At 54.1% G+C, this 25,218-nt stretch carries 22 protein-coding genes and 2 pseudogenes; 15 read left to right on the forward strand and 9 right to left on the reverse strand.

The features are described 5' to 3' along the window. Positions 1-32: 32 nt before the first annotated feature. Positions 33-275 (forward strand): envelope stress response protein PspG, encoded by a 243-nt coding sequence (gene pspG, locus ACLHV8_RS01515; RefSeq protein ID WP_208594809.1) that lies wholly within the window; start codon positions 33-35, stop codon positions 273-275. Between the two features lie 184 nt (positions 276-459). Here the strand turns inward: pspG and ACLHV8_RS01520 are convergent, their stop codons facing one another. After that, positions 460-1,443 (reverse strand): quinone oxidoreductase, encoded by a 984-nt coding sequence (locus tag ACLHV8_RS01520; protein WP_028017933.1) that lies wholly within the window; start codon positions 1,441-1,443, stop codon positions 460-462. Between the two features lie 66 nt (positions 1,444-1,509). Here ACLHV8_RS01520 and dnaB point away from each other — a divergent pair, with 66 nt between their 5' ends. From dnaB to ACLHV8_RS01545, 5 genes are all read left to right on the forward strand, one after another. After that, on the forward strand, positions 1,510-2,922 hold the full coding sequence (gene dnaB / locus ACLHV8_RS01525; RefSeq protein ID WP_208594810.1) for a replicative DNA helicase: 1,413 nt from the start codon (positions 1,510-1,512) through the stop codon (positions 2,920-2,922). Positions 2,923-2,938: 16 nt separating this feature from the next. Beyond that, positions 2,939-4,018, forward strand: coding sequence for an alanine racemase (gene alr / locus ACLHV8_RS01530; protein WP_410376740.1), 1,080 nt, complete (start codon positions 2,939-2,941; stop codon positions 4,016-4,018). A 119-nt stretch (positions 4,019-4,137) separates the two neighbouring features. Then, positions 4,138-5,331 carry an aromatic amino acid transaminase gene (tyrB, locus tag ACLHV8_RS01535; protein ID WP_208594811.1) on the forward strand — a complete coding sequence of 398 codons (1,194 nt, stop codon included), beginning with the start codon at positions 4,138-4,140 and terminating at the stop codon, positions 5,329-5,331. Between the two features lie 174 nt (positions 5,332-5,505). Then, positions 5,506-6,219: an acid phosphatase AphA gene (gene aphA, locus ACLHV8_RS01540; RefSeq protein WP_028017930.1), complete on the forward strand. Its 714-nt coding sequence runs from the start codon at positions 5,506-5,508 to the stop codon at positions 6,217-6,219. 116 nt (positions 6,220-6,335) lie between these two features. Beyond that, positions 6,336-6,689, forward strand: coding sequence for an MmcQ/YjbR family DNA-binding protein (locus ACLHV8_RS01545; RefSeq protein ID WP_049007732.1), 354 nt, complete (start codon positions 6,336-6,338; stop codon positions 6,687-6,689). A gap of 3 nt (positions 6,690-6,692) precedes the next feature. Here the strand turns inward: ACLHV8_RS01545 and uvrA are convergent, their stop codons facing one another. After that, complete coding sequence (gene uvrA / locus ACLHV8_RS01550) at positions 6,693-9,515, reverse strand: excinuclease ABC subunit UvrA (RefSeq protein WP_028017928.1); 2,823 nt, start codon at positions 9,513-9,515, stop codon at positions 6,693-6,695. Positions 9,516-9,766: 251 nt separating this feature from the next. On the opposite strand from uvrA, the gene ssb1 reads away from it, so the two are divergent. Next, a complete protein-coding gene (gene ssb1 / locus ACLHV8_RS01555; protein ID WP_008503384.1) occupies positions 9,767-10,291 on the forward strand; it encodes a single-stranded DNA-binding protein SSB1 in 525 nt (174 codons plus the stop codon). Between the two features lie 60 nt (positions 10,292-10,351). Here ssb1 and ACLHV8_RS01560 read toward each other — a convergent pair whose 3' ends face one another. Continuing rightward, complete coding sequence (locus tag ACLHV8_RS01560) at positions 10,352-10,633, reverse strand: YjcB family protein (RefSeq protein WP_028017927.1); 282 nt, start codon at positions 10,631-10,633, stop codon at positions 10,352-10,354. A gap of 490 nt (positions 10,634-11,123) precedes the next feature. Here ACLHV8_RS01560 and ACLHV8_RS01565 point away from each other — a divergent pair, with 490 nt between their 5' ends. Further along, positions 11,124-11,495 (forward strand): hypothetical protein, encoded by a 372-nt coding sequence (locus ACLHV8_RS01565; RefSeq protein WP_244250100.1) that lies wholly within the window; start codon positions 11,124-11,126, stop codon positions 11,493-11,495. 10 nt (positions 11,496-11,505) lie between these two features. Here ACLHV8_RS01565 and ACLHV8_RS01570 read toward each other — a convergent pair. Further along, positions 11,506-12,201 (reverse strand): annotated as a pseudogene (locus ACLHV8_RS01570) (IS1 family transposase). Between the two features lie 55 nt (positions 12,202-12,256). Between ACLHV8_RS01570 and ACLHV8_RS01575 the strand changes: the two are divergent. After that, positions 12,257-13,450 (forward strand): annotated as a pseudogene (locus ACLHV8_RS01575) (EAL domain-containing protein); the annotation flags it as partial. Between the two features lie 6 nt (positions 13,451-13,456). Here ACLHV8_RS01575 and soxS read toward each other — a convergent pair. Next, positions 13,457-13,783, reverse strand: a complete 327-nt coding sequence (gene soxS / locus ACLHV8_RS01580) for a superoxide response transcriptional regulator SoxS (protein WP_013095071.1) — start codon at positions 13,781-13,783, stop codon at positions 13,457-13,459. A 97-nt stretch (positions 13,784-13,880) separates the two neighbouring features. Between soxS and soxR the strand changes: the two genes are divergently transcribed. The 4 genes from soxR (at position 13,881) to ACLHV8_RS01600 (ending at position 18,718) form a co-directional block, all read left to right on the forward strand. Further along, a complete protein-coding gene (gene soxR, locus ACLHV8_RS01585; RefSeq protein ID WP_023331806.1) occupies positions 13,881-14,339 on the forward strand; it encodes a redox-sensitive transcriptional activator SoxR in 459 nt (152 codons plus the stop codon). Between the two features lie 266 nt (positions 14,340-14,605). Beyond that, on the forward strand, positions 14,606-15,277 hold the full coding sequence (locus tag ACLHV8_RS01590) for a glutathione S-transferase family protein (RefSeq protein ID WP_028017924.1): 672 nt from the start codon (positions 14,606-14,608) through the stop codon (positions 15,275-15,277). Positions 15,278-15,571: 294 nt separating this feature from the next. Then, positions 15,572-16,921 carry a guanine/hypoxanthine transporter GhxP gene (gene ghxP, locus ACLHV8_RS01595; protein WP_028017923.1) on the forward strand — a complete coding sequence of 450 codons (1,350 nt, stop codon included), beginning with the start codon at positions 15,572-15,574 and terminating at the stop codon, positions 16,919-16,921. A 150-nt stretch (positions 16,922-17,071) separates the two neighbouring features. After that, the gene (locus tag ACLHV8_RS01600; protein WP_028017922.1) at positions 17,072-18,718 is read left to right on the forward strand and encodes a Na+/H+ antiporter; all 1,647 of its coding nucleotides are present in this window, start codon (positions 17,072-17,074) and stop codon (positions 18,716-18,718) included. Positions 18,719-18,792: 74 nt separating this feature from the next. On the opposite strand, the gene ACLHV8_RS01605 is transcribed toward ACLHV8_RS01600, so the two are convergent. Then, complete coding sequence (locus ACLHV8_RS01605) at positions 18,793-19,680, reverse strand: LysR family transcriptional regulator (protein WP_028017921.1); 888 nt, start codon at positions 19,678-19,680, stop codon at positions 18,793-18,795. 101 nt (positions 19,681-19,781) lie between these two features. On the opposite strand from ACLHV8_RS01605, the gene ACLHV8_RS01610 reads away from it, so the two are divergent. Together ACLHV8_RS01610 and ACLHV8_RS01615 are read left to right on the forward strand one after the other, a co-directional pair. After that, complete coding sequence (locus ACLHV8_RS01610; RefSeq protein ID WP_410376741.1) at positions 19,782-20,201, forward strand: CidA/LrgA family protein; 420 nt, start codon at positions 19,782-19,784, stop codon at positions 20,199-20,201. Further along, on the forward strand, positions 20,194-20,883 hold the full coding sequence (locus ACLHV8_RS01615; protein WP_208595108.1) for an LrgB family protein: 690 nt from the start codon (positions 20,194-20,196) through the stop codon (positions 20,881-20,883). The genes ACLHV8_RS01610 and ACLHV8_RS01615 overlap by 8 nt, the downstream gene beginning before the upstream one ends. Before the next feature lie 33 nt (positions 20,884-20,916). Here ACLHV8_RS01615 and actP read toward each other — a convergent pair whose 3' ends face one another. The 3 genes from actP to acs form a co-directional block, all read right to left on the reverse strand. After that, positions 20,917-22,566 (reverse strand): cation/acetate symporter ActP, encoded by a 1,650-nt coding sequence (actP, locus tag ACLHV8_RS01620; RefSeq protein ID WP_129324873.1) that lies wholly within the window; start codon positions 22,564-22,566, stop codon positions 20,917-20,919. After that, on the reverse strand, positions 22,563-22,877 hold the full coding sequence (locus ACLHV8_RS01625; protein WP_028017918.1) for a DUF485 domain-containing protein: 315 nt from the start codon (positions 22,875-22,877) through the stop codon (positions 22,563-22,565). The genes actP and ACLHV8_RS01625 overlap by 4 nt, the downstream gene beginning before the upstream one ends. A gap of 78 nt (positions 22,878-22,955) precedes the next feature. After that, the gene (gene acs, locus ACLHV8_RS01630; RefSeq protein ID WP_028017917.1) at positions 22,956-24,914 is read right to left on the reverse strand and encodes an acetate--CoA ligase; all 1,959 of its coding nucleotides are present in this window, start codon (positions 24,912-24,914) and stop codon (positions 22,956-22,958) included. Between the last annotated feature and the right edge of the window lie 304 nt (positions 24,915-25,218).

A 25,218-nucleotide genomic window follows, 5' to 3' on the forward strand; every position in this document is an offset into this window, starting at 1 on the left:
CTGCATTACTCAGGAGCGTGTGGGAGAAAAATATGCTGGAACTACTTTTTGTGATTGGCTTTTTCGTCATGCTATTAGCCACAGGCGTTTCGCTGCTCGGCATTCTGGCCGCTATCGTTGTCGCCACGGTGGTGATGTTTATCGGCGGATTATTTGCCCTGACGATCAAGCTGTTGCCGTGGCTACTGCTGGCTATTGTGGTGGTGTGGGTGATACGGGCGATTAAAACGCCAAAAGTGTCCACTTATCAGAGCAATAACCGCTTTCGTTACTAAGGTATTGAGGGGTTCGTCACATACTTGTAACTTTTCTGGTGGCATTGCTTAGAACAGAATAGGATTTACTTATCGAATCTGTCACTATGACTGCCGCTAAAGAATTCATCGAGCTGTACCCTACATACAGCCGAACTAAAAAAAGAAAGGGCTTCCTCAGGGAAGCCCAATTTCTTTTCTGGATTCAGGGAATTAACAGACTTGAACCCTCCGTCACCCTGCTCTCAAGTACCTCATGCGCGCGCTGTGCATCGGCAAGCGGATATTTCTGTGCATCTGCCACATCCACTTTAATCACCCCACTGGCGATCAGCGAGAACAGCTCGTTACTGGCTTCCTCAAGCTCTTCCCGGTTAGTGATGTAACCTTGCAGCGAAGGGCGAGTCACATACAGTGAGCCTTTCTGGTTCAGAATACCAAGGTTAACCCCGGTCACAGCGCCTGATGCATTCCCGAAGCTCACCATTAGCCCGCGGCGCTGCAGGCAATCGAGAGACGCTTCCCAGGTGTCTTTCCCTACCGAGTCATACACCACCCGCACTTTTTTGCCGTTGGTGATTTCTTTCAGCCGCTCGACGATGTTCTCTTCACGATAGTTAATCACCTGCCAGGCTCCCGCCTGCAATGCGCGCTGCGCTTTTTGCGCGTTGCCCACGGTACCGATCAGTTTCGCCCCCAGCGCTTTTGCCCACTGACACGCGATCAGCCCCACACCACCCGCAGCAGCATGGAACAGGAACTGCTCGTCAGGTTTAATTTCGTAGGTTTTACGCAGCAGGTAATAGACCGTAAGCCCTTTCAGAAATGAGGCTGCAGCTTGCTCAAAGGAGATGGCGTTGGGCAGCAGGGCGGCTTTATCCGCCGGGACGTTGTGGACGGAACTGTATGCCCCCAGAGCAGATTGGGCGTACACCACGCGATCGCCCTCTTTAAGGTGCTTAACGGCGCGGCCAGTTTTGATAACCACTCCTGCCGCTTCGGTACCCAGGCCACTCGGCAGTGACGGAGGCGGGTAGAGGCCTCCGCGAATATAGGTATCAATGTAGTTGATACCTATGGCCTTGTTTTCAACCTGAACTTCGTTTTCGCCTGGTGCTACTGGGGTAAATTCCACCGCTTTCAGCACTTCTGGCCCACCGTGTTTCTGGAATTCAATGCGCGTTGCCATGCTCCCTCCGTAAGAAAAATATGGTAATCTTTCGACCCACTCTTTATCTCGGTAACTCCATTCACTATGGCAGGAAACAAACCCTTCAACAAACAGACTGAACCTCGCGAACGTGATTACCAGGTCGCAGGCTTAAAAGTCCCGCCGCACTCGATTGAAGCGGAACAGTCGGTGTTGGGCGGTTTAATGCTGGATAACGAACGCTGGGACGACGTCGCTGAGCGCGTGGTGTCTGAGGATTTCTACACCCGACCGCATCGTCATATCTTTACCGAAATGGCGCGTCTGCAGGAGTCGGGTAGCCCGATTGACCTGATCACACTTGCGGAATCGCTGGAGCGACAGGGGCAACTGGACAGCGTCGGTGGGTTTGCCTACCTGGCAGAATTATCGAAAAACACGCCAAGTGCGGCGAATATCAGTGCTTACGCGGATATCGTGCGTGAACGTGCTGTAGTTCGTGAGATGATCTCGGTGGCGAATGAGATCGCCGAGGCCGGTTTTGATCCGCAGGGTCGCACCAGTGAAGATCTGCTCGATCTCGCTGAGTCCCGCGTCTTTAAAATCGCCGAAAGCCGCGCGAACAAAGACGAAGGGCCGAAAAACATCGCCGATGTGCTTGATGCTACCGTTGCGCGTATCGAACAGCTGTTCCAGCAGCCACATGATGGTGTGACCGGTGTGAATACCGGCTATGACGATCTCAACAAGAAAACCGCCGGTCTGCAGCCGTCGGATTTGATCATCGTCGCGGCGCGTCCATCAATGGGTAAAACAACATTTGCGATGAACCTCGTCGAAAACGCGGCGATGTTGCAGGATAAACCTGTTTTAATCTTCAGTCTTGAGATGCCATCAGAACAGATCATGATGCGTTCCCTAGCGTCGCTGTCTCGCGTGGATCAGACCCGTATCCGTACCGGCCAGCTCGACGATGAAGACTGGGCGCGGATCTCCGGCACAATGGGGATTCTGCTGGATAAACGCAATATCTATATCGATGACTCCTCCGGCCTGACACCGACGGAAGTGCGCTCCCGCGCGCGCCGTATCGCCCGTGAACACGGCGGTATTGGCCTTATCATGATTGACTATCTCCAGCTGATGCGTGTGCCGTCGCTCTCCGACAACCGTACGCTGGAAATTGCAGAGATTTCCCGCTCGCTCAAGGCATTAGCCAAAGAGCTACACGTGCCGGTGGTGGCGCTCTCCCAGCTTAACCGCTCCCTGGAACAACGCGCCGACAAACGCCCGGTCAACTCCGACCTGCGTGAGTCTGGCTCCATCGAGCAGGATGCTGACTTAATCATGTTTATTTACCGTGATGAGGTTTATCACGAGAACAGCGACCTGAAAGGGATCGCCGAAATTATTATTGGTAAGCAACGTAACGGCCCAATCGGTACGGTACGTTTGACCTTTAACGGACAGTGGTCGCGTTTCGACAACTATGCCGGTCCTCAATATGATGATGAGTAATTTCTAAGGAATTCAAATGCAAGCGGCAATAGTAGTCATTAACCGCCGCGCTCTGCGACACAACCTGCAACGTCTGCGTGAACTGGCTCCCGCCAGTAAGCTCGTTGCAGTCGTGAAAGCGAACGCTTACGGACACGGTCTTCTTGAGACCGCGCGAACGCTCCCCGATGCCGACGCCTTTGGCGTCGCCCGTCTTGAAGAAGCCATCCGACTGCGTGCGGGTGGGATCACACAACCCATTTTGCTGCTGGAAGGCTTTTTCGAAGCCACTGATTTGCCCACTATTGCCGATCAGCACCTGCACACCGCCGTTCACAACGAAGAACAGCTGGCTGCGCTGGAGACCGCCGAACTGAGCGAGCCGGTAACCGTGTGGATGAAGCTCGATACGGGCATGCACCGACTGGGCGTCCGTCCGGAAAACGCACAAGCGTTTTATCAGCGTTTATGCCAGTGCAAAAATGTGCGCCAGCCAGTGAACATCGTCAGTCACTTTGCTCGTGCCGACGAGCCTGAATGTGGTGCGACCGAACAACAGCTCGATATCTTTAATACCTTCTGCGAAGGTAAGCCGGGAATGCGCTCTATTGCCGCGTCTGGCGGTATTTTGCTGTGGCCACAATCCCACTTCGACTGGGCGCGTCCGGGCATTATTCTTTACGGCGTATCGCCGCTGGAGAACAAACCCTGGGGACCGGATTTTGGCTTCCAGCCGGTGATGTCATTGGTGTCTAACCTGATTGCCGTGCGTGAGCACAAAGCGGGTGAACCCGTAGGCTACGGTGGAACCTGGATCAGCGAGCGTGATACCCGGTTGGGCGTTGTGGCGATGGGTTATGGTGACGGCTATCCACGTGCCGCACCGTCGGGTACGCCAGTGTTGGTCAATGGCCGTGAAGTGAAGATTGTTGGTCGCGTGGCGATGGACATGATTTGCGTCGATCTGGGGCCGGAAGCACAGGAGAAAGCGGGTGACGCTGTGGTGATGTGGGGTGAAGGCTTGCCCGTTGAACGCATTGCTGAAATCACGAAAGTGAGTGCTTACGAACTTATTACACGCCTGACATCACGGGTGGCGATGAAGTACATAGATTAACTTATAGCTGGAGTGAGAGTGTTACTCTCACTCCACGTTTATTAACATCCCCTCGATCTTCTGCCATATCCGGTTTATTGTTGAAATTCCTGCCTCATCGAATTCCGGAGAATCATCGCGTGTTTCAGAAAGTTGACGCCTATGCCGGCGACCCCATTCTCTCCTTAATGGAGCGTTTCAAAGAAGATCCTCGCAGCGACAAAGTGAACCTCAGCATCGGTCTGTATTACAACGAGGATGGCATTATTCCTCAATTAAAAGCCGTTGCCGAAGCTGAAGCACGCCTTAACGCTGTACCACATGGCGCATCGCTTTATCTGCCGATGGAAGGGTTAAATACTTACCGTAACACTATCGCGCCGCTGCTGTTTGGTGCCGATCATCCGGTGCTCGCGCAAAAACGTGTCGCCACCATCCAGACGCTTGGCGGATCGGGTGCGCTAAAAGTCGGCGCAGACTTCCTGAAAAAATACTTCCCGGATTCCGGGGTGTGGGTCAGCGATCCTACGTGGGAAAACCATGTTGCGATTTTTGAAGGCGCAGGCTTTAAGGTCGCGACCTATCCGTGGTTCGACAACGAAACCAACGGTGTGCGTGTAGAGGCATTACTGGAAAAACTGCACACCTTGCCGGAGCGCAGTATTGTGCTGCTGCATCCATGTTGCCATAACCCGACCGGCGCGGACCTCACTAATGACCAGTGGGATGCAATAATTGAGGTACTGAAAGCGCGTAATCTGATCCCGTTCCTCGACATTGCCTATCAGGGCTTTGGCGCAGGCATGGAAGAAGATGCTTACGCCATTCGCGCCGTTACCAGCGCAGGTCTGCCGGCGCTGGTGAGTAACTCTTTCTCTAAAATCTTCTCTCTGTACGGCGAACGCGTCGGCGGTCTGTCCGTGGTGTGTGAAGATGCCGAAGCCGCCAGCCGCGTGCTGGGTCAACTGAAGGCGACGGTGCGCCGCATTTACTCCAGCCCGCCAAACTTTGGTGCGCAGGTCGTCGCCACGGTTCTTGGTGATGCGCAACTGAAAGCATCCTGGCTTGCTGAAGTGGAATCAATGCGTACGCGCATTCTGGCGATGCGTCAGGAGCTGGTTAACGTCCTGAAAGAGGCCGTGCCGGGCCATAACTTCGACTATCTGCTCAAGCAGCGCGGGATGTTCAGCTATACCGGCCTGAGTGCCGCTCAGGTCGATCGTCTGCGCGAAGAGTTCGGCGTCTATCTGATTGCCAGCGGCCGTATGTGCGTGGCGGGGCTGAATGCCAGCAATGTTCAGCGCGTGGCGAAGGCCTTTGCCGCTGTAATGTAAGTAAGTGATCACATTCTCTCTTCTTTCAGAAGAGAGAATGTGATCTTTCTTCTTTTTCGCTGATCCATAAGCAAAAACTCCTTTCCTTCGCTTCCCGCTGGGGTTATGGTCGGATAGTTTTTTGACCATTCGCTCAAAATAAAACGATAACAAACTGAATATTCAGGGGAAAACATGCGCAAGATCACACTGGCGCTCAGCGCCGCCTGCTTATTGTTCTCGCTTAATAGCGCAGTCGTTGCGCGAGCCTCCGCACCGACACCGCTTTACACCGGAACCACCGCCGCCATCCTTGCCGAGCAGGCGCCTGTTCACTGGGTCTCTGTGGCACAAATCGAAAATAGTCTGATGGGGCGTCCGCCAATGGCCGTGGGCTTCGATATTGACGATACCGTCCTGTTCTCAAGCCCGGGTTTCTGGCGCGGTAAGAAAACATATTCACCGGACAGCGAAGACTATCTGAAAAACCCGGAGTTCTGGGAAAAAATGAACAACGGCTGGGATGAGTTCAGTATCCCGAAAGAGGTCGCCCGATCGCTTATTGCCATGCATGTTAAGCGCGGCGACAGCATTTACTTTGTTACCGGACGCAGCCAGACCAAAACGGAAACAGTATCTAAAACCTTGCAGGACGATTTTCTGATCCCTGCCGCCAACATGAATCCGGTCATTTTTGCGGGAGATAAACCCGGTCAGAACAGCAAAACGCAGTGGCTGGAGCAGAAAAATATCAAAGTGTTTTATGGCGATTCTGATAACGATATCACCGCTGCGCATGATGTAGGGGCAAGAGGGATCAGGGTGTTACGCGCCTCTAATTCGACCTATCGACCACTGCCGATGGCCGGGAAATTTGGTGAAGAGGTGATTGTTAATTCTGAATACTGAGGTATGCTGGTTTTTTGTACAAATCACGCCTGCCGGGTTTACCTTTTGTCGTCTTGCTGCACACTTAAAGAGGCAGGAACTCAGGCCGTGTCCAACCCATTTAGAGGGGAGCTAAGATGACAATTTCGGAGATACTCCAGTACTGCATGAGTAAGCCCGGCGCGGAACAAAGCGTCCACAGCGACTGGAAAGCCACGCAGATCAAAGTGGCTGACGTGCTGTTTGCGATGGTGAAAGAGGTTGAAGGCCGTCCGGCGGCTGCACTGAAAACCAGCCCGGAACTGGCTGATTTATTACGTCAGCAGCACCATGACGTCCGACCGAGCCAGCATCTCAACAAGGCTCACTGGAGCACTGTCTACCTCGACGGTTCTCTGCCGGGCTCGCAAATTTACTATCTGGTGGATGCATCGTACAAGCAGGCGGTTGAACTGCTGCCGGAAACGACCCGACAGCAGCTTTCCGTGTGACAATTACAGCAACGGTTTAAGGAAGCGTGCGGTGTGCGAGGCTTCGCACTCTGCAACGGTCTCTGGCGTCCCGGAGACGAGGATTTCACCGCCGCCGCTACCGCCTTCCGGGCCAAGATCGACAATCCAGTCCGCGGTTTTAATCACGTCCAGGTTGTGTTCAATGACCACAATGGTGTTGCCCTGATCTCTGAGCTGATGCAGAACGTCCAGCAACTGCTGGATATCGGCAAAGTGCAGGCCGGTGGTTGGCTCATCCAGAATGTAGAGCGTCTGACCGGTGCCGCGTTTCGACAGCTCACGCGCCAGCTTCACGCGCTGCGCTTCACCACCCGAGAGCGTCGTTGCTGACTGTCCGAGACGGATATAGGTCAGCCCCACATCCATTAACGTTTGCAGCTTACGCGCCAGCGCCGGGACGGCATCGAAGAACTCACGTGCTTCTTCAATGGTCATATCCAGCACTTCATGGATAGTCTTGCCTTTGTACTTAATTTCCAGCGTTTCGCGGTTATAGCGTTTGCCTTTGCACTGGTCGCACGGCACGTAGATATCCGGCAGGAAGTGCATCTCAACTTTGATCACTCCGTCGCCCTGGCACGCTTCACAGCGCCCACCACGCACGTTGAAGCTGAAACGTCCTGGTGTATAGCCGCGTGAACGAGATTCCGGTACGCCAGCAAAGAGTTCGCGTACAGGCGTAAAGACGCCAGTATAGGTCGCCGGGTTAGAACGTGGGGTACGGCCAATCGGGCTCTGGTCGATGTCGATAACCTTGTCGAAATGCTCCAGACCTTGAATATCGCGGTACGGTGCTGGCTCGGCAAGCGTTGCGCCGTTCAGTGCCGTCTGTGCAATCGGGAATAGCGTATCGTTGATAAGCGTTGATTTACCTGAACCGGACACGCCAGTAATACAGGTAAACAGCCCGACAGGCAGCGTCAGGGTGACGTCTTTCAGGTTGTTGCCGCGTGCACCTGTCAGCTTCAGGACTTTTTCCGGGTTTGCTGCCACGCGCTGTTTCGGCACGTCGATCTTGCGCTTGCCGCTCATGTACTGGCCGGTCAACGATTCAGGTACCGCCATGATATCTTTCAGCGTCCCTTCCGCGACCACCTGGCCGCCATGCACGCCTGCGCCCGGGCCAATGTCGATAACGTGGTCAGCGGCGCGGATCGCGTCTTCGTCGTGCTCAACCACAATTACCGTGTTACCGAGGTTACGCAGGTGGATCAGCGTGCCGAGCAGACGTTCGTTATCACGCTGGTGCAGGCCGATAGACGGCTCATCCAGGACGTACATCACGCCGACTAAACCTGCGCCGATCTGGCTGGCAAGACGGATACGCTGGGCTTCACCGCCGGAGAGCGTTTCAGCGGAGCGTGAAAGCGTCAGGTAGTTCAGGCCGACGTTCACCAGGAATTTCAAACGATCGCCGATCTCTTTCAGCACTTTCTCGGCGATTTTCGCGCGCTGTCCGGAGAGCTTCAGGTTGTTGAAGAAGTCCATCGCGTGGCCGATGCTCATGTCTGAGATGGTCGGCAGCGCCGTATTTTCGACAAAGACGTGGCGCGCTTCGCGACGCAGACGCGTGCCGTCACAGGTGGCGCACGAGCGGTTGCTGATGAATTTCGCCAGTTCTTCGCGTACCGCGCTGGATTCGGTCTCTTTGTAACGGCGCTCCATGTTGTGCAGCACACCTTCAAACGGGTGGCGACGCACAGAGGTATCACCGCGATCGTTCATGTACTTGAACTCGATGTTCTCTTTGCCGGAACCGAACAGGATCACTTTGTGCACACTCGGGCTCAGGCTGGCCCACGGGGCTTCAACATCGAACTTATAGTGCTCTGCCAGCGATTTCAGCATCTGGAAGTAGTAGAAGTTACGCTTGTCCCAGCCGCGAATGGCCCCGCCTGCCAGGGACAGTTCTGGGTTCTGGATCACACGATCCGGGTCGAAATACTGCTGAACGCCCAGGCCGTCACACGTCGGACACGCGCCCGCCGGGTTGTTGAACGAAAACAGGCGCGGTTCCAGCTCGCGCATGCTGTAGCCGCAAATCGGGCAGGCAAAGTTAGCGGAGAAGAGCAGCTCTTCTGCTTTCGGATCGTCCATGTCGGAGACCACGGCCGTGCCGCCGGAGAGTTCCAGCGCCGTTTCAAAGGATTCCGCCAGACGCGTCGCGAGATCGTCACGTACTTTGAAGCGGTCAATCACCACTTCGATGGTGTGCTTTTTCTGCAGCTCCAGCTTGGGGGGATCTGACAGATCACACACTTCACCGTCGATACGGGCGCGGATATAACCCTGGCTTGCGAGGTTTTCCAGCGTTTTGGTGTGTTCGCCTTTACGCTCTTTAATGATGGGGGCCAGCAGCATCAGGCGTTTGCCTTCCGGCTGCGACAGCACGTTATCCACCATCTGGCTCACGGTCTGGGCCGCCAGCGGGACGTCGTGGTCCGGGCAGCGCGGCTCACCCACACGGGCATACAGCAGACGCAGGTAGTCGTGAATTTCGGTAATGGTACCGACCGTTGAACGCGGGTTGTGCGAGGTGGACTTCTGCTCAATAGAGATAGCAGGGGACAACCCTTCAATGTGGTCGACATCCGGTTTTTCCATCAGCGACAGGAACTGACGCGCGTACGCAGAGAGTGATTCAACGTAACGACGCTGTCCTTCGGCATATAAAGTGTCGAAAGCCAGTGAGGATTTGCCAGACCCCGAAAGCCCGGTCACGACGATGAGTTTGTCGCGAGGGATTATGAGGTTGATATTCTTGAGATTGTGGGTGCGGGCGCCCCGAACTTCGATCTTATCCATTCACCTTTCCCGGTTGGAACACGGATTGCCTGGTTTGTTTGAAGGACAAACGGCTGTCAGAAACGGCTAATTATGACACAATTTAACCTGTTTGAATATACAGTATTGGAATGCATTTTCCGATTGGCTATGTAACAATGTAGCGTTCGCACGAGAACTCTGGAATCCATCTCGCAGCTATCAAAATGCAGCGTGGAAATGGTACACTCGCGCGTTTACACTATTAAGAAACGTATTCAGGAGACACGAACATGGCCAGCAGAGGCGTAAACAAGGTGATTCTCGTCGGTAATCTGGGCCAGGACCCGGAAGTACGCTACATGCCGAGTGGTGGCGCAGTTGCCAACATTACGCTGGCTACTTCCGAATCCTGGCGTGATAAAGCGACCGGTGAGATGAAAGAGCAGACTGAATGGCACCGCGTTGTGCTGTTTGGCAAACTGGCAGAAGTGGCCGGTGAATATCTGCGTAAAGGTTCTCAGGTGTATATCGAAGGCCAGCTGCGTACCCGCAAATGGACCGATCAGTCCGGAGCTGAGAAATACACTACTGAAGTTGTGGTAAACGTTGGCGGCACCATGCAGATGCTGGGTGGCCGTCAGGGCGGTGGCGCACCAGCAGGTGGCGGCCAGCAGCAGGGCGGTTGGGGTCAGCCTCAGCAGCCGCAGGGTGGCAACCAGTTTAGCGGTGGCGCACAGTCTCGCCCGCAGCAGCAGTCTGCTCCTGCACCGTCTAACGAGCCACCAATGGATTTCGACGACGATATTCCGTTCTGATCCCCTGATATCCAAACAAAAAACCCAGACAATAGTCTGGGTTTTTTATTCCGTAAGGGATCAGGTAATCACCATCGGCCAGTCTGGTGGCGTGTGGCTCATCGCTTCAACCATCACCACTTTAATATTTTCCCAGACGGCAGCGATATCCAGCAGGGTGATGCCAAGCAGGCCCGTTGCAAACCAGCAGGCTGCACCCAGCCCAAGCAGGGTGCTGATGATAGCAAGGCCAGCGTAATCAGACTTACGAAACTGAATGTTCAGCGTACTGGCTAAAAACATCAATACCGCACTCAACAACGGCCAGCGTAAGAGAACCATGCTGGTAGTAATGGTTGCCATAAAACCCATCCTCTACAAAACAGACTCACTGAATGAAACAGTGTTTTTAATTACATAAGATATGTGAACCATATCACATTTGATGATTTATTCGCCAGTGTCAGGATGATGAAAATTGAAGGATTCATAGCTGTATGAAATGGATAGGTATCAGATAGAAAATATATCTTTGCTGGCTAATAAACCCTTTTCCCCTACTCTTCATAATGAATTCATCGAGATAGCAAAACCTCTGCAAGACGGCGCCTGTTGTACAACGTTTACAGCAATAAACCTATAGATTATGCTTGAGTGGACATATTAATTTACTCGCAGCTAACCTTTCAGGTTTTTGAATTTTATTATTATTTTTATTTCTTTGTCCGTTTTTAATTACACACAACAGTCGTTTCATTTCGTTGTGCTGATTTTCAGCCTCCAGCTCTGGCTGACCGGTTTTTGAACCTGAAGACAGTTGCGTCCGGTTTATCGCGTGATAATCGGCAAAAAGATGAAAAAAAAACGATGTGAGATTGTTAATGACAGCATGCAGGCTTTGCATGCGCTGGCTAAGTTGATGCCCCAGCTTCACACTCAGTGTTCACTGGCAGAAATGCTGGAGACGATCAATCGCTCGCTGGGGGCGAGCCTGGCCTGGGTAAGCGTTAATGATAATGACGGGCTGCACCGTGTCGTCTGCGCAGGTGAGGTGGCCTGCCACTCTTTTGAAGCCGCCGATTTTCTGGCAGGTACCCTGCTCCAGCGGCATCACCGATCATGGCGGGTGATCTACTGGAAAGAGAATATTGGCCGCGCCTTATTTCCTCCGCAGCACCCTGGCTATACGCAATTGCAAAGTGGGGTGTTATGCAAACTTTGGTAATGACTCCAACTTACTGATAGTGTTTTATGTTCAGATAATGCCCGATGACTTTGTCATGCAGCTCCACCGATTTTGAGAACGACAGTGACTTCCTGCCCAGCCTTGCCAGATGCTGCCTCAGATTCAGGTTATGCCGCTCAATGCGCTGCGTATATCGCTTGCTGATAACGTGCAGTTCTCCCTTCAGGCGTGATTCATACAGCGCCAGCCATCCGTCATCCATACCACGACCTCAAAGGCCGACAGCAGGCCCAGAAGACGCTCCAGCGTGGCCAACGTGCGTTCACCGAATACGTGCGCCACAACCGTCCTCCGTATCCCGTCATACGCGTAAAACAACCAGCGCTGGCGTGATTTAGCGCCGACGTAACCCCACTGTTCGTCCATTTCCGCGCAAACAATGACGTCACTGCCCGGTTGTATGCGTGAGTTTACCGACTGCGGCCTGAGTTTTTAAGTGTCGTAAAATCGTGTTGAGGCCAACGCCCATAATGCGTGCACTGGCGCGACATCCGACGCCATTCATGGCCATATCAATGATTTTCTGATGCGTACCGGGTTGAGAAGCGGTGTAAGTGAACTGTAGCTGCCATGTTTTACGGCAGTGAGAGCAGAGATAGCGCTGATGTCCGGCAGTACTTTTACCGTTACGCACCACGCCTTCAGTAGCTGAACAGGAGGGACAGCTGATAGAAACAGAAGCCACTGGAGCACCTCAAAAACACCATCATACACTAAATCAGTAAGTTGGCACCATTACCCGTAAACCGGATGTCGCTATCTATTATTATCGCGATACCCCATTTTATACTGGCTATAAAATGACATATATGCAGCGTGGGAATTATGTGGTGGTGGTCAATCCGCTTTCGTACAGCGAAGTGATGTCAAACGATCATTCCCTTTCATGGGGAGTGTACGACACGATAACCAATGCATTCTTTTCCGTTAGCCAAAAAGCCAATGTTTCTTTATTAAATTCGATGATTCGGGATAAGGAATCGGTATTTCAAAAAGATAACCGTTTTTATACCGTCGTAAAATCGCCAAAAAGACCGATTGCGGCTATTGTGTCAACATCGAATAAACGCTTTTATGAAACGCTTTATCATCAGGCGACATTGACGCTGCCACTGGGGATGATCTGCAGCATTATTATTTTGCTGGTTTGGTCGCGTACCCATCGTGAACTCAATTCCCCTGGGCGCTTGCTGCAACGGGCGCTGAACAAACGCCAGCTTTGCCTGCACTATCAGCCGATCATTGATATCAAGAACAATCAGTGTGTGGGGGCTGAGGCGTTGTTACGCTGGCCTGGTTTTAACGGACAGGTAATGAGCCCGGCAGAGTTTATTCCGCTGGCTGAAAAAGAGGGAATGAGCGAGCGGATAACGGATTATGTTGTTGAGGAGGTGTTCAGCGATCTGGGCCATTTCCTGGCCGCACATCCGCACCTCTATATCTCGATTAACCTGTCGGCCACGGATTTCCACTCCTCGCGGCTGATCGCCATGATTTCTGACAAGGCCCGCCACTATGACGTGCGTGCGCAGCAAATCAAGATTGAGGTGACGGAACGCGGGTTTATTGATGTGCCAAAAACCACACCGGTGATTCAGGCTTTCCGTCAGGCAGGTTATGAAGTCGCAATTGATGATTTCGGGACGGGTTACTCTAACCTGCATAACCTCTATTCGCTGAACGTTGATATCCTCAAAATCGACAAATCCTTTATCGACACCTTGACGACCAACAGCACCAGTCACTTGATCGCCGAGCATATTATTGAGATGGCACAAAGCCTGCGCCTGAAAACCATTGCGGAAGGGGTAGAGACGGCAGAGCAGGTCGGTTGGTTGTTGAAGCGCGGTGTTCAGTTCTGTCAGGGATGGCACTTCGCGAAAGCGATGCCGCCCCAGGAGTTTATGACCTGGCAGCAGCAACCTTTGCATTGATAGTGATTAATTCAACTGGTGGCGATAATCGCTCGGCGTGCGGTCAAATTCGCGACGGAACACGCGGGAAAAGGTTTGTTGCGACACATAACCAAGATCCATCGCGATATCAAAAATGGGCCGCTGCGTTGAGCGTAGCGCCTGGGCTGCCAGCAGCAGTCTGCGCTGACGAATGTACTCACCCAACGTCTGATGCATAACCGTCCGGAACATCCTCTGTAAATACCATTTCGAATAGCCCGACTTTTTAGCGACCACATCAATGTTCAACGGTTGGTCGATATGTTCATCAATCCATTCAATAAGTGTCTGAATAATCTGCTGATGTGACATACGGTGCCCCTCTGTAGATACAACTTTCCTGGTTGATTCGTCGTTTTCTCTGCGGGGGAGTATAATTCCTCAAGTTAACTTGAGGTAAAGAGGTTTTATGGAAAAGAGATTGCCGCGAATTAAAGCGCTGTTAACTCCAGGTGAAGTGGCAAAGCGAAGCGGCGTTGCAGTATCCGCGCTCCACTTCTATGAAAGCAAAGGGTTAATCAAGAGTATCCGTAACGGTGGAAACCAGCGCCGCTATACCCGCGATGTGCTTCGCTATGTGGCGATTATCAAAATTGCGCAGAGAATCGGAATTCCCCTGGCCACTATTGGCGAGGCATTTGGCGTGCTGCCGGAAGGTCACACGCTGAGCCCGAAAGAGTGGAAGGAGCTTTCGTCCCAGTGGCGTGAAGAGCTGGACAGGCGTATCCATACCCTGGTCGCACTGCGTGACGAGCTGGATGGCTGCATTGGTTGCGGCTGTTTGTCCCGTAGTGATTGTCCGTTGCGTAACCCGGGCGACAGGCTGGGCGAACAGGGAACGGGAGCCCGATTGCTGGAAGAGGATTAATAAAGAACTAAAGCGCCACATAAGGGCGCTTTAGTTTTTCCCGGTCTTTGTCTTTCTCTCTATCCCGCTGGTTCACGGGAGGGTTTCCCCCGACATCAGCACCCCTCATGTCGAGCTGGTTGGGGAGGTTCCGGATTGTGCTGACACTTTAATTCTATGCAAGCCCCGTCATTTCGCCAGCCACGCCGGTTGTTTTTTAGCCGAATTTTTTTCGCGGTGTTGTTCGATTTTCTATAGTTAAAAAGTATGAATAACAGGAGACAACCATGCTTACGGTACATCACCTTAACCAGTCGCGCTCACATCGTGTGATCTGGGCGCTGGAAGAACTCGCCCTGCCTTATGAGATCATTCACTACCAGCGCGAAAAGAACATGCTGGCTCCTGAGTCCCTCAAAAAAGTGCACCCGTTGGGCAAATCGCCGGTCGTCGAAGATAATGGCCTGATTCTGGCGGAGTCAGGCGCCATTCTGGAGTATTTGCAGGAAACGTACGATCCCGACTCACGGTTGAAACCCTTGGATCCCGCTCATAAGGTGCAATACCGCTTCTGGCTGCATTATGCCGAAGGGTCGCTGATGCCGCTGTTGTTAATGAAGCTGGTGTTTAACAGCCTCGGTAAACCTCCCGTCCCGTTTGGTATCAGAACGCTGGGTAAAGCGCTGGGACAGGGAGTGCAGAAAGCCTATCTTAACCGCCAGCTGGAAACCCATGCGCGCTTTATTGAGTCGCATCTTGCTAAAAACAGCTGGTTTGCCGGGGATTCGCTCAGCATGGCCGACATCCAGATGAGTTTCCCGATTTTTGCCCTGCTGGCGCGCGGTGGCATCAATAATCTGCCGCATATTCAGGCATGGAAGAAAAAGGTTGAGAACAGCCCCGGGTGGAAAAGAACGCTGGAACAAGGTGGGCCATTATCTATCCCGGGGGACGATTGAAATGTAAACAAATTGCGCATAAACGATAACGTTTGCGCATCCTCTGTTTATTTCTTCAGCGTCATAAGTGAATTTTAGCGAAAAACGACAAAGTTCAGTTGAAAAGGGCGGTGATTAGGCTAGATAATCGTTTGCCTTAATTTGACCACCCGTTTGTAAGCGCGGAGCTAAACGTTTGCTTTTTATGTGACGCCCTTTCGTCACCAACGCAACTCAAGGATTTGACGTTTAGCTGGCAGTGGCGTCTCCACCACGCTTACGGACTTTCTAAAAAACTCTCAGGGGATGTTTTCTATGTCTACGCCATCTGCGCGTACTGGCGGTTCACTTGACGCCATGTTTAAAATTTCGGCTCGCGGCAGCACCGTGCGCCAGGAAGTCGTTGCCGGTCTGACAACGTTCCTGGCGATGGTTTACTCCGTCATTGTTGTGCCGGGCATGCTGGGCAAAGCGGGCTTCCCGCCTGCAGCTGTCTTTGTTGCTACCTGCCTTGTGGCCGGTGTGGGCTCCATCGTGATGGGCCTGTGGGCGAACCTGCCGCTGGCAATTGGTTGCGCTATCTCTCTGACGGCGTTTACCGCATTCAGTCTGGTGCTGGGTCAACACATCAGCGTACCGGTTGCGTTGGGTGCCGTGTTCCTGATGGGGGTACTGTTTACCGTTATTTCAGCGACCGGCATCCGTAGCTGGATTTTGCGCAACCTGCCGCACGGCGTAGCGCACGGTACGGGTATCGGTATCGGCCTGTTCCTGCTGCTGATTGCCGCCAACGGCGTCGGTCTGGTCATCAAGAACCCGCTGGACGGTCTGCCGGTTGCGCTCGGTCACTTCGCGAGCTTCCCGGTGATTATGTCTTTGATTGGCCTGGCGGTGATTATCGGTCTGGAAAAACTGAAAGTCCCGGGCGGTATTCTGCTGACCATTATCGGGGTTTCTATTGTCGGCCTGATTTTCGATCCAAACGTCCACTTCTCCGGGATTTTCGCCATGCCGTCGCTGAGCGATGACAAAGGCAACTCCCTGATTGGTAGCCTGGATATCGTCGGCGCGCTGAACCCGGTGATCCTGCCAAGCGTGCTGGCGCTGGTGATGACTGCCGTGTTTGATGCAACCGGAACTATCCGCGCGGTAGCGGGACAAGCGAACCTGCTGGATAAAGACGGTCAGATTATTGATGGCGGCAAAGCGCTGACCACTGACTCCCTGAGCAGCGTCTTCTCTGGTCTGGTGGGTGCGGCACCGGCTGCAGTATACATCGAGTCCGCAGCGGGGACGGCGGCAGGCGGTAAAACCGGCCTGACGGCGATCACCGTCGGCGTGCTGTTCCTGCTGATCCTGTTCCTTTCTCCGCTCTCCTATCTGGTTCCGGCGTATGCGACCGCACCAGCGCTGATGTACGTTGGTCTGCTGATGCTGAGCAACGTGGCAAAAATCGACTTTGCTGACTTTGTGGATGCGATGTCCGGCCTCATCACCGCGGTATTTATCGTACTGACCTGTAACATCGTGACCGGCATTATGATCGGTTTTGCATCGCTGGTGATTGGTCGTCTGGTCTCTGGCGAGTGGCGCAAACTGAACATCGGCACGGTGGTGATCGCCGTTGCGCTGGTGGCGTTCTACGCGGGCGGTTGGGCAATCTAAGTTGTCCTTTGATGCAAAAACGGGTGGCTCAGGCCGCCCGTTTTTATTTTCAGGACTCATCCTGTTGCCTTTTGCGTTACTCTGGGGAAGATAGAATAAAAGGCACGACGCCTTCCGGAGTACATAAGCAACACAGCAAACAGGGAACGCATGGAAATCTTCTTCACAATACTCATCATGACCCTTGTGGTCTCGCTATCTGGGGTAGTTACACGCGTACTGCCCTTTCAGGTCCCCCTTCCATTAATGCAAATTGCCATCGGCGCGCTGCTGGCGTGGCCAACGTTTGGCCTGCACGTGGAGTTCGATCCCGAACTGTTCCTCGTGCTGTTTATCCCACCACTGCTGTTTGCAGATGGCTGGAAAACCCCCACGCGCGAATTCCTTGAGCACGGGCGAGAGATTTTCGGTCTGGCGCTGGCGCTGGTGGTGGTCACCGTGGTTGGGATTGGTTTTCTGATTTACTGGGCGGTGCCGGGTATCCCGTTAATTCCCGCTTTTGCGCTGGCCGCCGTCCTGTCACCAACCGATGCTGTGGCACTTTCTGGCATTGTGGGTGAGGGCCGAATTCCGAAGAAAATTATGGGCATTCTACAGGGTGAGGCGCTGATGAATGACGCCTCCGGCCTGGTTGCCCTGAAGTTTGCGGTGGCGGTCGCGATGGGCACGATGGTCTTTACCGTCGGCGGTGCGACGCTGGAATTCTTCAAGGTGGCGATTGGCGGTATTCTCGCAGGCTTCGTGGTGAGCTGGCTGTACGGACGTTCGCTGCGGTTCCTCAGCCGTTGGGGCGGCGATGAGCCCGCAACGCAAATCGTGCTGCTGTTCCTTCTGCCTTTTGCCTCTTATCTGATTGCCGAACATATCGGCGTGTCAGGCATTCTGGCTGCGGTGGCGGCAGGCATGACCATCACCCGTTCCGGCGTGATGCGTCGCGCACCGTTGGCTATGCGTCTGCGTGCGAACAGCACCTGGGCAATGCTGGAATTTGTCTTTAACGGCATGGTGTTCCTGCTCCTGGGCCTGCAATTGCCAGGCATTATGGAGTCCTCGCTGGTGGCGGCCGAGGCCGATCCGAACGTTGAAGTCTGGATGCTGTTTACCGATATCGTGCTGATCTACCTGGCGTTAATGCTGGTGCGTTTCGGTTGGCTGTGGACGATGAAAAAGTTCAGCGTGCGTTTCCTGACGAAAAAACCGATGGAGTTCGGCTCGTGGACCACACGTGAACTGCTGATTGCCTCCTTCGCAGGGGTACGCGGGGCGATTACCCTCGCCGGTGTGCTCTCTATTCCATTGCTGCTACCGACGGGCGATGTCTTCCCGGCGCGCTATGAGCTGGTGTTCCTGGCGGCAGGTGTCATTCTGTTCTCGCTGTTTGTTGGCGTGGTGATGTTGCCTATTTTGCTGCAGCACATTGACGCCGGTGATTCGACCCAGCAGCACAAGGAAGAGCGCATTGCCCGTGCGGCGACTGCCGAAGTGGCGATTGTGGCAATCCAGAAAATGGAAGAACGTCTGGCCGCCGATGCGGAAGAGAACATCGACAATCAACTGCTGACGGAAGTCAGTTCCCGCGTGATTGGTAACCTGCGTCGCCGTGCCGATGGGCGTAACGATGTGGAAAGTTCGCTGCAGGAGGAGAACCTCGAACGCCGGTTCCGTCTGGCGGCGCTGCGTTCAGAGCGTGCTGAATTGTACCATCTGCGCGCCACGCGCCAGATCAGTAACGAAACGCTGCAAAAGCTGCTGCACGATCTGGATCTGCTGGAAGCGCTGTTGATAGAGAATCAGTAACGCGCTTTTGCCCGGTGGCGCTACGCTTACCGGGCCTACGTGCTCGATCGGTTCCCTCTCCCTGTGGGAGAGGGTTAGGGTGAGGGGATCCAAAACCCCTCACAGCACTCCAGCCACGCCTGTGCGCTGTGCGACAAATACACCCCTTCGCGCCATATCATCCCTAACTGCCAGTGAAGATTGCTCTCCAGCGGGATCCAGCGCAGCGTGTTTTTATCCAGCCGCTCGCAAATCGGTTGTGGCAGGATGGCAATCCCCACACCTGCCTGCACCATCGCGGCCAGGAAATCCCACTGACCACTGCGAACCGCAATGCGCGGCTTCACGTTGTGTTGATTAAATAACGTCATCAACTGGCGGCTGAGCGCAAAGTCTTCGTTGTAAATCAGCAGCGGATGTTCGCCGAGAAGCTCGGGTTTCACCGAGTCTCTCTTCAGCCAGTCGCCGGAGCGGGGAACCAGTACGCACAGTGGATGGCTGAAGAGCGGCAGTGTCGCCAGGCCACTCTCTTCCTCAACGGGGAGGGCGGTCATCGCCACGTCCAGCTCGCCGTTGATAACCGCCTGCTGGACGGTTAATCCGCCAAATTCAGATATCTTCAGCTCTACGCCGGGATAGCGCTGGCGAAACAGGCTAATCGGCCCGGCCATCATCATCCCTACCATCGGCGGAATGCCGAGACGAAGCACACCTTTCGTCAGATGATTGATATCGTCCAGCTCCGCTTCCAGCTGGCGGAACTCCGCCAGGATTGCCAGCCCACGCTCAAAGACGACGCGCCCGGTATCGGTCAGTAACAGCTTGCGCCCGTCGCGGATCAGCAAAGTGCAGTTCAGTTCATCTTCGAGGTTTTTCAGCATCTTGCTGATGGTGGGCTGGGTAACAAACAACTTCTCCGCTGCGCGGGTAAAACTTTGCTGACGAACCACTTCGACAAAATAGCGCAGCGTTCTTATGTCCATGATTATTCCTCGAAACTATACCTTTGATGATTTTAATTCATTTCTGTCCATACCGTGCGCTCACTATACTGGCGCCTCGTCTCATTTTTGAGGAAACCCCCATGGCCGTGGCGTTAAGCCGTGTTACGCCTGCCGTTGCGCAACGACTCCAGGTACCGGTTCAGGTACTGCTCTACGCGGGACTGTTTGTTTTTGCCGAATATCTTGTCGGCTGGCTGCATCTGCCGCTGCCAGCCAACCTTGTGGGGATGATGCTGATGCTGACGCTCATCCTTTGTCGCGTCATTCCCCTCAATTGGGTACGGGCTGGTGCGCGCTGGCTGCTGGCAGAGATGCTGCTGTTCTTTGTTCCGGCAGTGGTAGCGGTGGTGAACTATGCGCAACTGCTGATGGTGGATGGCTGGCGCATCTTTGCGGTCATCGCGCTGAGTACGCTGAGTACGCTGATGGTGCTGGGGACGACCGCCTGGGTGGTGGATAAAGTGTATCGCTTTGAAATCAGCAGGCACAAACATGACTAACTTTCAGATAAGCGTCTTGTGCCTGATTGCGACGCTGGCGATCTACTTTGCTAACAAGCGGCTGTATCGCCGTTTTCACGCCCTGCCGCTGATGCCGCTGGTCTTCACACCTATCCTGCTGGTGTTGATGCTGGTCTTCGGTCATATCTCCTGGCAGAACTACATTGGCGAATCCCACTGGCTGCTGTGGCTGCTGGGGCCGGCGACTATCGCCTTTGCCGTCCCGGTGTATGACAACCTGGCGATTATCAAACGCCACTGGATGTCGCTCAGCGCAGGCGTGATCACCGCCACGGTGGTGGCGGTCTGTAGCTCGGTCTGGCTGGCGCGGCTGTTTACGCTGCCCGATGAAATTCAGCGCAGCCTGGCGGTACGTTCGGTGACGACACCATTTGCGCTGGCCGCGGCCAAACCGCTTGGCGGACAGCCGGATCTGGTAGCGCTGTTTGTTGTTGTCACCGGCGTCTTCGGCATGGCGGTGGGTGATATGCTGTTTCTGCGGCTGTCTATTCGGGAAGGGATGGCGAAAGGTGCGGGCTTTGGCGCGGCGTCGCACGGTGCGGGCACGGCACGTTCCTATGAGCTGGGTCAGCAGGAGGGCGTCGTGGCGAGCCAGGTGATGATGCTCTCAGGCGTGGTGATGGTGCTGATTGCGCCGCTGGTGGCGTGGGTGATGTTTTAAATTCCCCGGCCAGAGTAACCGGGGAGGAAAGGCTTAGTGCGCGCGACCCTGCTCAACGCCAAGACCGGTTTGCGAACGAATAAACTGGGCGCGGAATTTCTCGCGTTCCAGGTTACCCTCCGGCGAATTGTCGGTAGCCGAGAAGAACCAGATACCGATAAACGCCACGGCAATAGAGAACAGCGCCGGGTATTCATACGGGAAGATAGCTTTCTCATGACCGAGTATCTGCACCCAAATGGTTGGGCCCAGAATCATCAGGATCACCGCCGTCAGCAGTCCCAGCCAGCCACCAATCATCGCCCCACGGGTGGTCAGTCTTGACCAGTACATGGAGAGCAGGATGATCGGGAAATTGCAGCTTGCCGCGATCGAGAAGGCCAGCCCCACCATAAAGGCGATGTTCTGCTTCTCAAAGAGAATGCCCAGCAGAATAGCGACCACACCCAGCACCAGCACGGTGATCTTGGAAACCTTCAGCTCATCACGTTCGCTCGCGCCTTTACGGAAGACGTTGGCGTAGAGGTCGTGTGACACCGCAGACGCACCTGCCAGCGTCAGCCCTGCAACCACCGCAAGAATGGTAGCGAAGGCCACGGCGGAGATAAAGCCGAGGAACAGATTCCCGCCCACCGCGTCGGCCAGATGCACCGCCGCCATGTTGTTACCACCAATCAGCGCACCTGCCGCATCTTTAAACACCGGGTTTGCCCCCACCAGCATGATGGCACCAAAGCCGATGATAAAGGTCAGGATATAGAAGTAACCCATGAAACCGGTGGCGTAGAAAACGCTCTTACGTGCTTCGCGTGCATCGCTCACGGTGAAGAAACGCATCAGGATGTGCGGCAACCCTGCAGTACCGAACATCAGACCCAGACCGAGCGAAAGGGCTGAAATCGGGTCTTTCACCAGACCGCCCGGGCTCATGATGGCTTCACCTTTCGGGTGGACCGCCATCGCTTCGGTAAACAGGTTATTGAAGCTGAACCCAACGTGTTTCATCACCATGAAGGCCATAAAGCTGGCGCCGAACAGCAGCAGTACGGCTTTGATGATCTGCACCCAGGTCGTTGCGAGCATGCCGCCGAACAGGACGTACATCACCATCAGGACGCCAACCAGCACCACTGCGACGTGGTAGTTCAGGCCGAACAGGAGTTCGATCAACTTACCCGCGCCCACCATCTGCGCAATCAGGTACAGCGCAACCACCACCAGCGAGCCACAGGCTGAGAGGGTGCGAATCGGCCCCTGTTTCAGGCGATAAGATGCGACGTCTGCAAAGGTGTAGCGTCCCAGGTTACGCAGGCGTTCAGCAATCAGGAACAGAATGATTGGCCAGCCGACCAGGAAGCCGAGCGAGTAAATCAGACCATCGTAGCCGGAGGTATACACCAGCGCGGAGATCCCGAGGAACGAGGCCGCAGACATAAAGTCACCCGCAATCGCCAGCCCGTTCTGGAAACCGGTAATGTTGCCGCCCGCAGTGTAGTAATCGTTACGGGAGCGCACGCGTTTCGATGCCCAGTACGTGATGTACAGCGTCAGCAGGACGAAAATCAGGAACATCACAATCGCCTGCCAGTTGGTTGGCTGGCGCTGTACCTCACCGGTAATGGCATCCGCCGCGTGGGCGGCAATGGGAAGTGTGGCGGCTAGCGCCGTCAGGACTCGCTTCATGATGCTTTTACCTCTTGCAGTACCGCTTTATTAAGACGATCGAATTCACCGTTCGCGCGCCAGACGTACACGCCGGTCAGCACAAATGAAATCACAATCACGCCAATGCCAATGGGGATCCCGCGCGTGACGCTGGTCCCCTCGTGCAGCGGGGTGCCGAGCCAGTGTGGGGCAAAGGCGATAAGCAGAATAAAGCCGACGTAGATAATCAGCATGATGATGGAAAGGATGAAGGCAAACCGTTGCCGTTTATCGACGAGCTCCCTGTAGTGCGCACTATTCTCTATCTGCTGACAAATATCGTTATTCATCACAGAGTCTCCAGAAGTATTGGTAGGGGAGGTTTTATTGTTCCCTCTCCCTTGCGGGAGAGGGTTAGGGTGAGGGGGTTACGACGGCATTGCGATGGCCTGCTTTTCTTCGAGCAGTTTGTCCACCACGCCAGGATCCGCGAGCGTTGAGGTGTCACCGAGGTTGCTGGTGTCACCTGCCGCGATTTTGCGCAGAATACGGCGCATAATTTTGCCTGAACGGGTTTTCGGCAGCGAGTCGGTCCAGTGCAGAACATCCGGTGTGGCAAGCGGGCCAATCTCTTTACGTACCCAGTTGCGCACCTCGGCATACAGCTCTGGCGATGGCTCTTCACCGTGGTTCAGGGTGACATAGGCGTAAATCGCCTGGCCTTTGATGTTATGCGGGATACCTACCACGGCGGCTTCAGCAATCTTCGGATGAGACACCAGTGCAGATTCAATCTCGGCGGTGCCCAGACGGTGGCCGGAGACGTTCAGCACATCGTCCACGCGCCCGGTTATCCAGTAGTAACCATCTTCATCGCGACGCGCGCCATCGCCACTGAAATACATATTTTTAAAGGTGGAGAAATAGGTCTGCTCGAAGCGTTCGTGATCGCCGAATAACGTGCGCGCCTGACCTGGCCAGGAGTCAGTGATCACCAGGTTGCCTTCGGTTGCCCCTTCAAGCGGATGACCTTCGTTATCCACCAGTGCAGGCTGTACGCCGAAGAATGGGTTCGTTGCAGAACCTGCTTTCAGTTGGGTCGCTCCCGGCATTGGGGTGATCATAAAGCCGCCGGTCTCGGTCTGCCACCAGGTGTCCATCACCGGGCATTTCTCGTTACCGATTTTCTTCCAGTACCACTCCCAGGCTTCCGGGTTAATTGGCTCACCCACGGAACCAAGAATACGCAGGGAAGAGCGGTCAGTACCTTCGATGGCTTTATCGCCTTCTGCCATCAGCGCACGGATCGCCGTTGGCGCAGTATAGAGAATGTTGACCTTGTGTTTGTCGACCACCTGACACATACGCGCTGGCGTCGGCCAGTTTGGGACACCTTCAAACATCAGCGTGGTGGCACCGCAGGCCAGCGGGCCGTACAGCAGGTAGCTGTGTCCGGTGACCCAGCCCACGTCGGCGGTACACCAGTAAATGTCACCCGGGTGATAGTCGAAGACGTATTTGAAAGTGGTGGCCGCATAGACCAGATAGCCGCCGGTGGTGTGCAGCACGCCTTTCGGCTTGCCGGTCGACCCGGAGGTGTAAAGAATGAACAGCGGATCTTCCGCATTCATCTCTTGCGGCTGATGCTGGTCGCTCGCTTTTTCAATCAAATCGCTCCACCACAGGTCGCGACCTTCTTTCCAGTCGATCTTACCGCCGGTACGCTTGAGCACCACAACGTTGCTGACGCTTTTCACGTTCGGGTTTTTCAACGCTTCGTCGACGTTTTTCTTCAGCGGAATACTGCGACCAGCGCGCACGCCTTCATCGGCGGTGATCACCAGTTTAGAATTTGAATCGACAATACGACCGGCAACCGCTTCTGGCGAGAAGCCGCCGAAGATGACGGAGTGGATCGCACCGATGCGCGCGCATGCCAGCATGGCAACCGCCGCTTCGGGTACCATCGGCATATAAATAGCCACGACATCGCCTTTTTTAATGCCCTTTTCCAGCAGGACGTTGGCGAAACGGCACACGTCGCGGTGCAGTTCTTTGTACGTAATGTGTTTGCTCTGTGAGGCATCATCGCCTTCCCAGATGATGGCCGTCTCGTTCCCGCGCTCGGCAAGGTGACGGTCAAGGCAGTTCGCCGCCAGGTTCAGCGTGCCATCTTCATACCATTTTATGGAGACGTTGCCTGGCGCAAAGGAGGTGTTTTTCACCTTCTGATAAGGTTTGATCCAGTCAAGGATATGACCCTGTTCACCCCAGAAGATGTCCGGGCTGTTGATAGATTGCTGATATTTCTCGTGGTACTGCTCCGGGGTGATCAGGCAACGGTCCGCAATGTTTGCGGGAATGTCATGTTTGTGTATTTGGCTCATGGCTTTTTTTCTCCTTGTAAGATGTTAATAATATGTCGCAAAAACGTTAATTGTAGGGGCTTTACAAGCTTTGTTTATTATTTGGGCGGCAGATCACGCATTGTTTGAATAGTATGAAAAATGAGCGAATGAAACTTTGAAGAAAAATAATTTAGCGAGCCGATTATTCACAAATTAACATAAAAAAGCGTTTTTATAACAAAAGGTTATTTATCGGGATTGTCACAAACTCGCGTCATAGCAACTTTTTGTAGTGAAACGCATCGTTCTTTAAGGCTTGCGCAACATACCGTGCAAATGATAC

This window comes from Enterobacter sp. CPE_E863 (assembly GCF_046521465.1).
GTDB lineage: Bacteria > Pseudomonadota > Gammaproteobacteria > Enterobacterales > Enterobacteriaceae > Enterobacter > Enterobacter adelaidei.